At 68.9% G+C, this 12,061-nt stretch carries 12 protein-coding genes and 1 tRNA gene; 8 read left to right on the top strand and 5 right to left on the bottom strand.

From position 1 onward, the window contains the following. Positions 1–40 precede the first annotated feature (40 nt). Positions 41–547: a pantetheine-phosphate adenylyltransferase gene (coaD, locus tag IEQ11_RS07715; protein ID WP_036101968.1), complete on the bottom strand. Its 507-nt coding sequence runs from the start codon at positions 545–547 to the stop codon at positions 41–43. 135 nt (positions 548–682) lie between these two features. Further along, complete coding sequence (gene rsmD, locus IEQ11_RS07710; RefSeq protein WP_191821418.1) at positions 683–1,357, bottom strand: 16S rRNA (guanine(966)-N(2))-methyltransferase RsmD; 675 nt, start codon at positions 1,355–1,357, stop codon at positions 683–685. A gap of 65 nt (positions 1,358–1,422) precedes the next feature. Here rsmD and ftsY point away from each other — a divergent pair, with 65 nt between their 5' ends. The 5 genes from ftsY (at position 1,423) to IEQ11_RS07685 (ending at position 6,007) form a co-directional block, all read left to right on the top strand. Then, the gene (gene ftsY, locus IEQ11_RS07705; protein ID WP_191821417.1) at positions 1,423–2,850 is read left to right on the top strand and encodes a signal recognition particle-docking protein FtsY; all 1,428 of its coding nucleotides are present in this window, start codon (positions 1,423–1,425) and stop codon (positions 2,848–2,850) included. Between the two features lie 6 nt (positions 2,851–2,856). Then, a complete protein-coding gene (locus IEQ11_RS07700) occupies positions 2,857–4,161 on the top strand; it encodes an AsmA family protein (RefSeq protein WP_191821416.1) in 1,305 nt (434 codons plus the stop codon). 22 nt (positions 4,162–4,183) lie between these two features. Beyond that, positions 4,184–5,272 (top strand): A/G-specific adenine glycosylase, encoded by a 1,089-nt coding sequence (gene mutY / locus IEQ11_RS07695; protein ID WP_191821415.1) that lies wholly within the window; start codon positions 4,184–4,186, stop codon positions 5,270–5,272. Positions 5,273–5,331: 59 nt separating this feature from the next. Next, positions 5,332–5,601, top strand: coding sequence for an oxidative damage protection protein (locus IEQ11_RS07690; RefSeq protein WP_036101961.1), 270 nt, complete (start codon positions 5,332–5,334; stop codon positions 5,599–5,601). Positions 5,602–5,737: 136 nt separating this feature from the next. Further along, positions 5,738–6,007: a DUF6289 family protein gene (locus IEQ11_RS07685; RefSeq protein WP_036101959.1), complete on the top strand. Its 270-nt coding sequence runs from the start codon at positions 5,738–5,740 to the stop codon at positions 6,005–6,007. A 64-nt stretch (positions 6,008–6,071) separates the two neighbouring features. Here the strand turns inward: IEQ11_RS07685 and IEQ11_RS07680 are convergent, their stop codons facing one another. Both IEQ11_RS07680 and IEQ11_RS07675 read right to left on the bottom strand, forming a co-directional pair. Further along, positions 6,072–6,647 carry a GNAT family N-acetyltransferase gene (locus IEQ11_RS07680; RefSeq protein WP_247024754.1) on the bottom strand — a complete coding sequence of 192 codons (576 nt, stop codon included), beginning with the start codon at positions 6,645–6,647 and terminating at the stop codon, positions 6,072–6,074. A gap of 855 nt (positions 6,648–7,502) precedes the next feature. After that, positions 7,503–7,578: transfer RNA gene (locus IEQ11_RS07675), tRNA-Phe, on the bottom strand. A gap of 168 nt (positions 7,579–7,746) precedes the next feature. Here IEQ11_RS07675 and IEQ11_RS07670 point away from each other — a divergent pair. Continuing rightward, positions 7,747–8,211, top strand: a complete 465-nt coding sequence (locus IEQ11_RS07670) for a DUF6491 family protein (RefSeq protein ID WP_191821413.1) — start codon at positions 7,747–7,749, stop codon at positions 8,209–8,211. A 468-nt stretch (positions 8,212–8,679) separates the two neighbouring features. Then, on the top strand, positions 8,680–9,270 hold the full coding sequence (locus tag IEQ11_RS07665; RefSeq protein ID WP_191821412.1) for a hypothetical protein: 591 nt from the start codon (positions 8,680–8,682) through the stop codon (positions 9,268–9,270). Between the two features lie 214 nt (positions 9,271–9,484). On the opposite strand, the gene IEQ11_RS07660 is transcribed toward IEQ11_RS07665, so the two are convergent. Further along, on the bottom strand, positions 9,485–10,876 hold the full coding sequence (locus IEQ11_RS07660) for a S8 family peptidase (protein ID WP_057921168.1): 1,392 nt from the start codon (positions 10,874–10,876) through the stop codon (positions 9,485–9,487). A gap of 270 nt (positions 10,877–11,146) precedes the next feature. Here IEQ11_RS07660 and IEQ11_RS07655 point away from each other — a divergent pair, with 270 nt between their 5' ends. Beyond that, a complete protein-coding gene (locus IEQ11_RS07655; RefSeq protein ID WP_191821411.1) occupies positions 11,147–12,022 on the top strand; it encodes a DUF6689 family protein in 876 nt (291 codons plus the stop codon). Positions 12,023–12,061 lie beyond the last annotated feature (39 nt).

The raw sequence follows: 12,061 nt of genomic DNA, 5'->3' as shown, positions 1-12,061 counted from the left end.
CGTAAGCCCCTTAAGGATTGGTCGTGTGTCGTGTGGATGATCAGTGTTGCTTGCTGCGCCGCCATTCGGCCTGCAGCGCCGCGGCCACGGCCGGCGGCACGAAGCCCGAGACGTCGCCGCCCAGGCGCGCGATCTCGCGCACCAGCGAGGAGGAAATGAAGCCGTACTGTTCGGCCGGGGTCAGGAACAAGGTCTCGACCTCCGGGATCAGATGGCGGTTCATGCTCGCGAGCTGGAATTCGTATTCGAAGTCGGACACCGCGCGCAGTCCGCGCAGCAACACCCCGCCGCCGACTTCGGCGACGAAATGGGCCAGCAGCGAATTGAAGCCGCGCACTTCGACATGCGGATGATGGGCGACCGCTTCGCGGGCGAGGTCAACCCGCACTTCCAACGGCAACGCCGGACCTTTGCTCGGGCTTTCGGCCACGCCGATGATCAGCCGTTCGAACAACGGAGCGGCGCGGTCGACCAGGTCGATGTGGCCGTTGGTGATGGGGTCGAACGTGCCGGGATAGACGGCGATTCGGTTGCGGGCCGAGCTCATTCGATGGTCGTTCGCTGATGGAATGACAGGGAGCGGGTGGGCCGCCCCCGCCGGATGCGGCGCAGTGTAGCAGCCGTCCGCGCGCGCCGGTCAGCACCCGCAGCGGGCGCCGCGCCGGGGTCGCGACCGGGCCGCTCAGGCCGGCCGGCGGCGGTACAGCGCGTAACGCACCTCGCGGGTGGCGCCTTCGCGATGGCGGTCCCATTGCGCGGGCAGTGCGATCGCGGCGTCGGCCGGGGCTTCGACGTACAGCCAGGCCGAAGGCGCCAGCCTCGGCAACAGCAGCGGCCAGACCGCGTCCCACAGCCCGGCCGCGAACGGCGGATCGACGAAGGCCAGATCGAAGCCCGGGGCGTCGCCCTCGCCGGCCGGCGGCTGTTGCGCCAGCCACGCCAGCGCGTCGGCCTGGACCACCTGAGCCGCCTCGCCGCCCTGCAGGCGTCCGGCCAGCGCGCGCAGTTCCGCGGCCAGGGCCGGGTCGCGTTCGACCAGCACCGCCGACGCCGCGCCGCGCGACAGCGCCTCCATGCCGAGCGCGCCGCTGCCGGCGAACAGATCGAGCACGCGCGCGCAGGGCAAGGCCGGGATCAGCCAATTGAACAGGGTTTCGCGCACCCGGTCGGAGGTCGGCCGCAATCCGGGGGCCTCGGCCACGTTCAGACGGGTGCCGCGCCAGTGCCCGCCGATGATCCGCACCTTGCCGGCCTGCGCGTTGTGGCCGCCGCCGGCGCCCGGCTTGGCGGGGTTTCGCGGGGACCGTGGCGGGCCGGCGTCGGCGCCGCCGCGCGGGCCGCGTCGAAAAGTGTTCATCGGGGGACTCTGGGGGCCGGTGCTAGCATGTGGTGATTCTCGCGCATGGCCCCATCTCCCGTCTCATGCTCAGCTTTTTCCGCCGCAAGAAAAACGAAACCGCCGCCGAAAAATCGGCCGAGCGCGGCTTCAGCACCGAAGAACTGGCCGCCGCGTTCCCGAGCGCGCAGCCACCCGAAGCCGGCGCGCCTGAACCGCCCGCCGCCGCCCATCAGCCGGCAGACCCGCCGCGCGCGACCGAACCCCCGGTGCCGCCCGAAGTCGTAGCCGCGCTGCACGAGATCGAAGCGCCGCTCGCGCAACCGGCGAAGGCCGAGCCGGCGACGCAGCCACCCGTGCCTGCGCAGGCGGCTCCTGCTGCGTCGGTGCCTGCCGCTGCGACGCAAGCGCCCGCGGCGCAAGCCCCTGCCGCGCAAACTCCGGTTGCCTTCGCGCCCGCGCCCGCCCCGTCGATGCCCGCCGCCGCGGTCACGCCCGCGACGCAACCCATCGCAGCGCCATCGGTCCAGACCATCTCGGCCGAAACCGAGCCGGTCGAGCCGACCGACTACATCGACAAACCCGCCGCCCCCGCCGGCAAGCTCGGCTGGCGCGAACGCCTGCGCGGCAGCGCGTTCGCGCGCAGCTTCGGCGGCCTGTTCTCGCGCAACCCGCGCCTGGACGACGACCTGCTCGACGAAATCGAGACCGCGCTGATCACCGCCGACGTCGGCGTCGGCGCGACCACCGCGCTGATCGAGAACCTGCGCAAGCGCATGAAGTCGCGCGAGTTCGCCGACGCCAACGCGCTGCTGGCGGCGTTGCGCGCCGACCTGATCGCGATGCTGCAGCCGGTGGCCAAGCCGCTGGTGATCGACGTCAATGCCAAGCCGTTCGTGCTGCTGACCGTCGGCGTCAACGGCGTCGGCAAGACCACCACCATCGGCAAGTTGGCCAAGCGCTTTCGCGACGAAGGCCGTCCGCTGATGCTCGCCGCCGGCGACACCTTCCGCGCCGCCGCGGTCGCGCAGTTGCAGGCCTGGGGCGAACGCAACGGCGTGCCGGTCATCGCTCAGGGCCAGAACGCCGACGCCGCATCGGTCGCGTTCGACGCGCTGCAGGCGGCCAAGGCGCGCGGCACCCAGGTGCTGATCGCCGACACCGCCGGCCGCCTGCACACCCAGACCGGCCTGATGGCCGAACTGGGCAAGATCCGCCGCGTGCTCGGCAAGGTCGATCCGACCGCGCCGCACGAAGTGTTGATGGTGATCGACGGCACCACCGGGCAGAACGCCTTGTCGCAACTGCGCCAGTTCCATGCGGCGGTCGGCGTCACGGGGTTGGTGGTGACCAAGCTCGACGGCACCGCCAAGGGCGGCGTGGTGTTCGCGCTGGCGCGCGAGTTCGGCATTCCGATCCGCTTCGCCGGCATCGGCGAACGTCCGGAAGACCTGCGCGTGTTCGACGCCGAAGCCTTCGTCGACGCCCTGTTGCCCGAAGCGCTCGGCGGCTGAGGCGCGATGCCCGCGGACACGACGGCGCCGCCCGCGCCTCGCCCGCCGCGGCCGCGACGCTGGCGCAGGAAACTGCTGATCGTCGCGGCGCTGCTGTTGCTCGCGCTGATCGCGCTGCGCTGGGTGTCGCGACCCAGCCAGGTCAGCTGGATCGTGCTCGGCCAGGCTGGCAAGGCGCTCGGCCTGGAGATCACCGCCAGCGGCGCCAGCGAATACCGCCTGCGCGGCACCCCGATGCTGGAAGTGCGCGATCTGGTCGCGCGCGAACCCGGCGCGGCCGTGCCGCTGCTGCGCGCCGAACGCGTGTACCTGTCGCTGCCGTGGAGCACGATCCGCGCCGCCGGCGCGGCGCTGGATGTGGAACGCGTCGAGCTAGACGCGCCGCAGCTCGACATCGCCGCGCTGCAACGCTGGCTGGCGACGCGTCCGCCGTCGAGCGAACCGCTGCGGCTGCCGTCGCTGAGCGATGGCTTGCGCGTGATGCGCGGCCGGGTCGGCGGCGCGGGCTGGTCGATCGACGACATCGCCGTGGCCATCGCCGAACTGCATCCCGACCGGCCGGCGCGCGGCCGCCTGCAAGGCCGCGTGCAAAGCAGCGGCGTACAGGTGCCGTTCGATCTCGCCGCGACCTTGCAACGTCCCGCCGCCGCGCGCGGGCTCGGCCTCGCCGGCCGGGTCGCGGTCGAAGCCAAGGACTGGAAGCTGCCGATGCGCATCCGCCTGGGCGCGCTGCTGCACGCGGGCGACGATGGACTCGGCCTGGACCGCACGCGCCTGGCCGCGCAGGCGAGCTACCGCGCAGGCGATACCGATCTGCCGTTTGCGTTCGGGCTATTCGGTCCGCTGCGTTATCGCGACGGCCAGGTCAGCCTGGCGCCGCTGGGCGCGGCCGTGCGCGGCGCCGGCGTGATGCCCAACTTCGATGCGGCCGGACGCTTCGCGTTCGGCGAGACGATGCAACTGCAACTGGACGGCCGACTGGCCGCATGGCCCGACGCCTGGCCGGCGTTGCCGCCGCCGCTGGGCCAATCGCAATCGCCGCTGCCGTTCGTGCTCGACTACCGCGGCGCCGCCGATTTCTCCGGCGACACCGCGCTGCAATTGCGCCGCGACCAGACCCGTTTCGACGGCCGCTTTCGCCTGCCCGAAATGCTGCAATGGGTCGATGCGGGCGCGCAGGGCGCGCTGCTGCCGCCGCTGAGCGGAACCTTGAGCACGCCGAAGATCGAGGTTTCCGGCGCCAGCCTGGAAGGCGTCGAGATCGAGATCGAACAAGACGACCCGCCACCGACGTCGGCCCCGACGCCTTAGCCGTTCACCCCATCCGATGTCGATGAAAGCCCCCAGCCATAGCGCCAAAAGCAACAACAACGACGACACCGACGCCTTCGCCGGCAAACTGCTGGCGTGGTTCGACGTCAACGGCCGCCACGACCTGCCCTGGCAACACCCGCGCTCACCGTATCGGGTGTGGTTGTCGGAAATCATGCTGCAGCAGACTCAGGTCAAGACCGCCGCGCCCTACTTCGAACGCTTCGTCGCTGCATTGCCGAACCTGCCCGCGCTTGCCGCCGCGCCGATGGATACCGTGCTCGGGCTGTGGTCGGGCTTGGGTTACTACGCCCGCGCGCGCAATCTGCACGCCGCGGCCAAGCTGTGCGTCGAACACCACGGCGGCGACCTGCCGCGCGATCTCGACGCGCTGACCGCGCTGCCCGGCATCGGCCGCAGCACCGCCGCGGCGATCGCTTCGCAGGCCTGGGGCGATCGCCACGCCATCCTCGACGGCAACGTCAAGCGCGTGCTCAGCCGCTATCACGGCGTCGCCGGCTATCCCGGCCTGCCGGCGATCGAGCGGCAACTGTGGGCGCTGGCCGAATCGCATCTGCCGCACACGCGCATGGTCGATTACACCCAGGCGCAGATGGACTTGGGCGCGACCTTGTGCACGCGCGCCGATCCCGCGTGCATCCTGTGCCCGCTGCAACACGAGTGCGTCGCGCGCATCGAAGGCCGCGTCGCCGAACTGCCGACGCCCAAACCGGGCAAGGTCGCGCCGCAACGTCATGCGCAGGTGCTGTGGCTGCTCGACGCGGACGATCGCGTACTGCTGCAGCGCCGTCCGCCGGTCGGTATCTGGGCCTCGTTGTGGACCTTGCCGCAGACCGACGATGAAGCGCAGGCCGCGCAGTGGTTCGCCGCGCACACGACCGGTATCGAGTTCGACGCCGGCGAAACGCTGACGCCAATCGCGCATGCGTTCAGCCATTACAAACTGGAATTGCAGCCGCGGCGCTGGCGTCGGGTCGCCTTGCGCGACGCAGTCGGCGACAATGACGATCTGCGCTGGTACAGCCGCGCCGAACTCGCCGCGCTCGGCATCCCGGCGCCGATCCGCAAACTGATCGAAGCGGCGCTTTGATCGTCGCTCGCCATCCTTAGCCGCTCGAGCGGCTCCCCTTCTCCAACCAGGACCATCCCATGAGCCGCAGCGTTTTCTGCCACTACGAACAACGCGAGACCGAGGGCCTGGATTTCGTGCCCTGGCCCGGCGAACTGGGCAAGCGCGTATTCGCCGAGATCGGCAAGCCCGCCTGGGCCAAGTGGCTGGCGCACCAGACCATGCTGATCAACGAAAACCGGCTGTCGCCGCTGGATCCCAAGCACCGCGCCTTCCTGCAGGAAGAGATGGAAAAATTCCTGTTCGGCGGCGGCGCCGACAAGCCGGCCGGCTACGTGCCCGAAGCCTGATCGTCGCGCTCCGACCGCGGTCACGCTTCGCGATCGGAAATCTGCGACCCAGGCCCGCGACGATCCTCGCCATTGGTGTATCACCGGCATTGCGGAGAAATCCGCGATCCCTGGCAACGCCACGAAGGAGGGTCACATGTTCAATCGGATGTTCAAGACGCCCACATCGCTCAGGACCAAGCTGTCGCTGCTCGCCGCAGGCCTGATCGTTTCGCTGACCGCCGCGGCGATTCCGCCCGCGGGCCCGGGTCAGAGCCAGACCTACACCTATTACTCCGACGCCACCCGCACCGTGGTCGTCGGCGGCTGGTCGTACGGCTCGTGCGGCGAGCCGTTCGACTGGGGCGATCACACCCGCTACTTCACCATCCGCACGGTCAACTGCGGCAGCAATCCGCAGCCCTGAGCCGTCGGCCTGCGCGCATGCACAAAGCCCGGCGTATCGCCGGGCTTTGTGTTTTCGCATCGGCTCAATGTCCCTCGACGATCCCGAACGCTTCGGGATAAACCACCGTCCCGGCCTCGCCTTGCAGCGCGCCGTCGACCAGTTCGATCGCCATGAACGCATCGCCGGAGAACGGCGCGACGAGTTTTTCGGCGAGCTTCGCGCTGAAACCAAAACGCGGGTAATAGGCCGGATGCCCGAGCACGACCACCGCTTCGAAACCAGCCAGCGCCGACTGCCGCAAGCCTTCGCGGATCAACATCGAACCCACGCCGGAGTTCTGGTAATCCGGCCGCACCGACACCGGCGCCAGGCACAGTGCCCGCAACGCACGTCCGTCGACGGTCACCGCCAAATCGGTGAACAGCACATGGCCGACGACCTCGTCGTCCTCGACCGCGACCAGCGACAGCCGCACCAGACCGTCCGCGCGCAGGCGCTCGACCAGATGCGCTTCGTCGTCGCCGCCGAAAGCCGCGCGGGTGACCTCGAAGACTTCGGCGTGATGCCGCGGTTGTTCGATTTCGATCTGCATAAGCTCCTCCATGGCGCATGGTTTCGAAAGACAAGACGTACGGGCAAACATCAGCAAGCTCAGCATGACGTCGCCTCGTCGTGAGGATGAAAACGCATCGGCTTCGGCCCTACGGCGTACCGACGCCGGTGACGCCCGATCGTCGGAATGTCGATGCATTGCACGTAATCATCGGGCCAGCAGTGCCCATGGCGATGCCTGCGTGCCGCGCACGAACCGACCGCGGTGTCGTCGAAGACACGACACGACGCGGTGGCGACGGACTGCTGGATCGGATCGGCGGCCAGGCGCCGGCTTTCGTTGGTTCGATGGAGCGATGCTCCACCCATGGCTCGCGCGCGCACTATGCGCGGCTGTCGCTGGGAAATTTTCATATCGCATGTCGGTTGTAGCCGAAACGAACGCGACGACGCCCATTCGCATGGCGCGAACGGCGTAAGACTCGACGCGTTACCCACCTTCGCGCAGCGAAGGATTAGCGGGTGGCTACACTCTCAGACATGGTATCCCTCTGGGCCCGCCGATCAGCGGTAATGGGGAATGCGAACGTAATGTCCGTGCCTGGGGCTGTCAAGCCTGATCCGGACGGGTCGTGGCTTGACTGTGCGCGCTGGGATGGGACGGATCGCGGCCGTGCGTCCGGACTCGTCCTGTATCGGTACCAGGTATCGCCATCGTTATGCGCCGTACCGATCACAACGATTCCGGGACACGGACGCGACACTTTGCATGTTCGGTCGATCCAGCATGCGCGATATACAAGCGGGCTTGCGCAGCTCGCAACGATGCGAGCGACTTTGCTCGCAGGATCGTCGACTGACGGATAACGCGACGAAGAAATCGTGCGACCCGATCGCGGCACGAATCGGCCAGAAGCAAAAACAAAGGGCCTGGCATCGCTGCCAAGCCCTTGTTTCGAAATGGTGGCCGGGGAGGGAATTGAACCCCCGACACGGGGATTTTCAATCCCCTGCTCTACCAACTGAGCTACCCGGCCATTTCACGGCAACCCGTGAGAGAGGCGGCATGATACGGACGGCAGGCGGCGATGGCAAGCCTCATGCGCGCTGAACGATGCCCGGCCGCATCGACGCCGCCGTTCGCGGGCGGGCGCATCATGCCTGCGAACGCCCGCAACGGCGGCTGCGCCGCCCGGAGATCGATCATGAAACGGCTTATTTCGCTGGCTCCCTCGCTGCTTTCGGCGCTGCTCGCCGCGCTCGCGCTGGCCGGCTGCGCGACCGGCCCCAAGATGGACGACGACCAGCGGCTGGCGCTGTACCGCGCGCACGCCGGTGCGCCGGTCGACAGCTTCCAGTATTTCGGCAGCATCAACGGCTGGACGCCGCTGGGCGACAGCGCGCTCGCGCTGTGGACCAAACCCAACCAGGCCTATCTGCTCGAACTCAACGGCCGCTGCCCGGACCTGGACTTCGCCCAGGCGATCACGGTCAGCAATCAGATGGGACGCGTGCATCAACGCTTCGACAAGGTCCTGGTGCTCGGCCGGCAGTCGATCAAGATGCCGTGCTTCATCAGCCGGATCCTTCCGCTCGACGTCAAGGCGATCAAGCAGGCGCAGCAGGACATGCGCGCGGCCGGGACGATGCCGGAAGACGCGAAGCCCTGAAGGTCGGACTTGGCGATTCGCGGCCAGCCGGGCATCGCGCGACGCGTTACCCAGATGCGCCGTGTATGGAACCGGCGCATTCCGCGACGAGGCCGCTCAGCTGCCTCGTCTCAATGCGGTCGCGCAGTCGCGCGCCGCGCCAGGGCGCAGCGACCGGCCGGATGGTTTGTTCGCACCCGCGCCCTGATCGGGGTCAGAAAATTCCTACACCCCGCCGCGCCGTCGGCCTACTGCTTTCGCGGGGGCTGCGGCTCAATCTATGCGGGCCCCGGCAGCACGGTCGATGCGATGACACGGATGCCGCTCAGCAATGGAGAACAGGCCGTCACCCTTGAGCAGGTGAGCCAGCGGAGCCGGGGTTACTGATTGCAGAGGTTGGAGTAGCGGTATGCACGGCAAAAAGGAACTTGCGCCGACGGCCAGGATGGCCGCTCGGTTTGTCTCGCTGGGACGATGCGGGACGCGTGTATGAAGGCAGCGATCTGGGTCCAGGATTCGGTCCGCGCGCTGCCCCGCTACCTCCTCGTACTGGCCGCTGTCTCGGCGCTGGCGCTGTTGGCCCGAGCAGCGGCTCCTTCTGCTTCACGCGCTTCTGCTTTGTCTCGTTCTGTTTCGCCCTCTTCTGTTTCGCCCTCTTCTGTTTCGCCCTCTTCTGTTTCGCCCATTTCTGTTTCGCCCCCTTCTGATGCGCCTGCGTCTGCTTCGCCCGCATTTGTTTCGGGCGTTTCCGCCGTGCCCGCATCTGCTGCGGATGTAGCCGCCTCGGCTCCGCGCGCGCTCCTTTCCCCTGCTGACGTCGCCGCCGCCTCGGCTCCGCACGTACTGCTTACCCCTGTGGACGTCGTCACCGCCGCAAGCTCCGCCGCTCGCGCATCGAACGCTTCGCGCGGAGCCGGCTACCCGCACGAGCATGACGCGCTGATCGCGGCGCTGTCGCAGCGCGCGTCACCGATACCCGGCAACTCGAGCGCTTTGCATCAAGACGAGGTATCGCCGTCCGCCGCGGCGCGGTTCAAGGTCGGGACGGGCGATCCTCGCGCTGCCGCGACGCCGCGCTGAGCGATTCCAGCCAATCGCGATCACCCGGCCGGGCCGCCGCGCGATCTGACCCCACCCCGCAAGCAAAAAAAACGGGTATCCGCACCCACCCGGATACCCGTTCATGACAACAGTTGCCGCACTCGGAGAGAGACGCCCGCGGCATCGGGCACGCGAAGCCGCGGACGGGGTGCGGACCGGTACGACGAGAGCGGCCGGTCCGAACTCGGGTGTATCAGTAGGCGTTCGCCACCCCGACCGCCTCGTAGGCGTCGACGTGGCCGCTGCCGACTTCGAATCGCTGCCGGCCCGCCATCGGGTTGGCGGTCTGGCTCAGGATCTGCTTGACCTCCAGCGGCCTGAGCGAGGGCTTGGCCTCGAACAGCAGCGCGACGATGCCGGCCACGTGCGGGGTCGCCATCGAGGTGCCGCTCATGTGGGTGTAGAACGGCAGCCGCGCGCCGAGCGAGGCGTCCTGCTGGATCGCCAGCAACGGCAGCGCGCCGGTCAGGGCGCGGGTCGAGACGATGTCGACGCCGGTCGCGACCAGGGTCGGTTCGTTGACGTAGGTCCAGCTCTGGCCGTCGGGCATGGTGAAGCTGCCGGTCTCGCCCGGATTGCCGCGCGAGGAGAAGTCGGCCAGGGTGCCGTCCTTGTTGCCGGCGCCGACCGAGATCACCCACGGCGCCTGCGCATAAGGATTGTGGGTGTTGGCGCCGGGGCCGTCGTTGCCGGCGGCGAACACGCTGACGATGCCGTTCTTGTAGGCCTCGTAGGTCGCCAGGCTGACCGGATCGGTCGGGTCGAAGGTGCCCGAGGAACCCCAGGAATTGGAGATCACCTTGATCGGCGAGGCGAAGCTGTTCTTGTGCGAGATCGCGTAGTCGAACCCGCCGACCGCATCGAGGATCGAGATCACCGCGCCCGAACCGTAACCGACCAGATCCGCGCCGGTGGCGACGCCGCGGTACAGCCCGGCGGACTGCGCGCCGCTGCCGCCGACGGTGCCGGCGCAATGGGTGCCGTGACCGGAGCTGATGTCGGTGTTGAGCTGGTTTTCCAGCACCGTCACCGGCAGGAAGTCGACGACCGAGTGCAGATTGGTCAGCGCCTGCACGTTCTGGACGACGCGCTGGCCGTACTTGAGATCGGCGTGGGTGGCGTCGATGCCGGAGTCGTTGATCATCACCGTCACGCCCTTGCCGGTGAACGGCGTGGTGCGGCCGAAGTCGCCCGGGTTGGCCTGCACGCGGTTGACCCCGGACAGCTCGCGCGCTTCCTGGTTGTAATAGGTCAGCGGCTTGTTGAGGTGGATCGACAGCACGTCGCCGCGCTGGGCCAGGGCGCGGATCTGCGCCGGGGTGGCCAAGGCGCCGGCGATCGGCAGCGCGCGCATGCTCACGCCGGTGTCGATGCCCAGCAGCTTGAGCGCCTGCAGCTGGCTCGCGCGCAGCGGGCCGTTCTGGTTGTAGGAGACGATCACTTCCAGCGGCTTGGCGGCCTGCGCGGTGCTCAGCGCGGTTTCCAGCGCGGCGCCGAGGCGGGCTTCGGCGAAGCTCATGCCGCTGGCCATCATGCCGACGGCCAGAGCGGAGAATTTGAGGAGGGTGCGGCGGTTGAGTTGCATGTTCGGCGAAACTCCCTGGTAGACCCCCTCGACTGGGGTGGCCTACCTTGGCGCGCACGGCGGTTGCGGCGACATCCGGAAGACCGCCCAGCCGGCATAGGGAGAAACCCCTACAGACCGGCCGGGAAACCCGCAGTAGGCTGTGCAAACCCGGACCGGTACCGCAACATCGCTGCGACGGGGAACCCGGATTCCGACAAAAACCGGGATTGGCAGTCACGCCGGCGCGGAAACCTGGTCCGCAACCGGTACGCAACAGGGGGAAGGACCATGAGACACACGTTCGCGCAATCGCCGGCCCCGCGCCGCAGCGCCGCCTGGCTCGCCTGGACACTCACCGCCCTGTGGCTGTTCGCCGCCAGCGCGCAGGCGCAGACCTTGCCGATCAGCGTCAGCGCCAGCGGCAACCACGCCGAGGCGAGCATCACCCTGCCCGGCCTGCCGGGCTCGCCCCTGGCCGAGGTGCTGCTGGACTTCGAGGACGCCAGCGGATTGAGCGCCTACAGCCTGGGGATCAGCGCGCGCACAGTGAGCCTGAGCGACGCCGACCTGCTCGCGCGCCTGCCCGACGTCGACCTGACCACCCTGCAGTCGGCGCTGCCGGTGATGGTCACGATCGAACCGCCGCTGTACGGCGGCCTGCGCTTCAACGGCACCGGCCGGGTCGAGTTGCACACCCACCTGCTGCCCTACACCGCCGGCAGCCGGCTGCGCCTGTTCAAGGCGCCGGTCGGCGGCGCGTTCCGCGACATCACCGACGAAATCGCCGCCGGCAGCGTGCGCGCGCGCGGCACCTACGGCGGGTTCTCGCAGTTCCTGATCCTGGCCGACCTGCGCCCGACCGGCACGGTCATCGCCAACAAGATCCAGCGCCTGCGCAACCGGGTCGAGCTGCTGCCGCTGGCCGAGCGCGCCGGCTTCGACGACCTGCTCGACGACGTCGAAAGCGCCCTGGCGGTGGCCGACTACGCCGCCGCCCTGGCCGCGACCGACGATGTCCGCGGCCGCGCGCAGACCCGCGCCGGCAGCTACATCGCCAACACCTGGCGCGCGACCCGCACCCACCGCAACCATGCCGGCGAGCTCGCCGCCGGCGCCGCGACCCTGCGCTTCAGCATCGCCTTCCTGCGCGACCACGGCCCGTAACCCGGGCCTCGATACGGCTGTCCGAAACACGACGGTGAC

This window comes from Lysobacter capsici, from assembly GCF_014779555.2.
Classification (GTDB): Bacteria; Pseudomonadota; Gammaproteobacteria; order Xanthomonadales; family Xanthomonadaceae; genus Lysobacter; species Lysobacter capsici.
This window is presented reverse-complemented; position numbering and strand designations above follow the sequence as displayed.

Coding starts and splice junctions, on each gene's coding strand:
- IEQ11_RS07665 (WP_191821412.1), top strand. CDS start 8,680: ATGAAGGCAGCGATCTGGGTCCAGGATTCGGTCCGCGCGCTGCCCCGC.
- coaD (WP_036101968.1), bottom strand. CDS start 547: ATGAGCTCGGCCCGCAACCGAATCGCCGTCTATCCCGGCACGTTCGAC.
- IEQ11_RS07670 (WP_191821413.1), top strand. CDS start 7,747: ATGAAACGGCTTATTTCGCTGGCTCCCTCGCTGCTTTCGGCGCTGCTC.
- mutY (WP_191821415.1), top strand. CDS start 4,184: ATGAAAGCCCCCAGCCATAGCGCCAAAAGCAACAACAACGACGACACC.
- IEQ11_RS07655 (WP_191821411.1), top strand. CDS start 11,147: ATGAGACACACGTTCGCGCAATCGCCGGCCCCGCGCCGCAGCGCCGCC.
- IEQ11_RS07690 (WP_036101961.1), top strand. CDS start 5,332: ATGAGCCGCAGCGTTTTCTGCCACTACGAACAACGCGAGACCGAGGGC.
- rsmD (WP_191821418.1), bottom strand. CDS start 1,357: ATGAACACTTTTCGACGCGGCCCGCGCGGCGGCGCCGACGCCGGCCCG.
- IEQ11_RS07680 (WP_247024754.1), bottom strand. CDS start 6,647: ATGCTGAGCTTGCTGATGTTTGCCCGTACGTCTTGTCTTTCGAAACCA.
- IEQ11_RS07685 (WP_036101959.1), top strand. CDS start 5,738: ATGTTCAATCGGATGTTCAAGACGCCCACATCGCTCAGGACCAAGCTG.
- ftsY (WP_191821417.1), top strand. CDS start 1,423: ATGCTCAGCTTTTTCCGCCGCAAGAAAAACGAAACCGCCGCCGAAAAA.
- IEQ11_RS07700 (WP_191821416.1), top strand. CDS start 2,857: ATGCCCGCGGACACGACGGCGCCGCCCGCGCCTCGCCCGCCGCGGCCG.
- IEQ11_RS07660 (WP_057921168.1), bottom strand. CDS start 10,876: ATGCAACTCAACCGCCGCACCCTCCTCAAATTCTCCGCTCTGGCCGTC.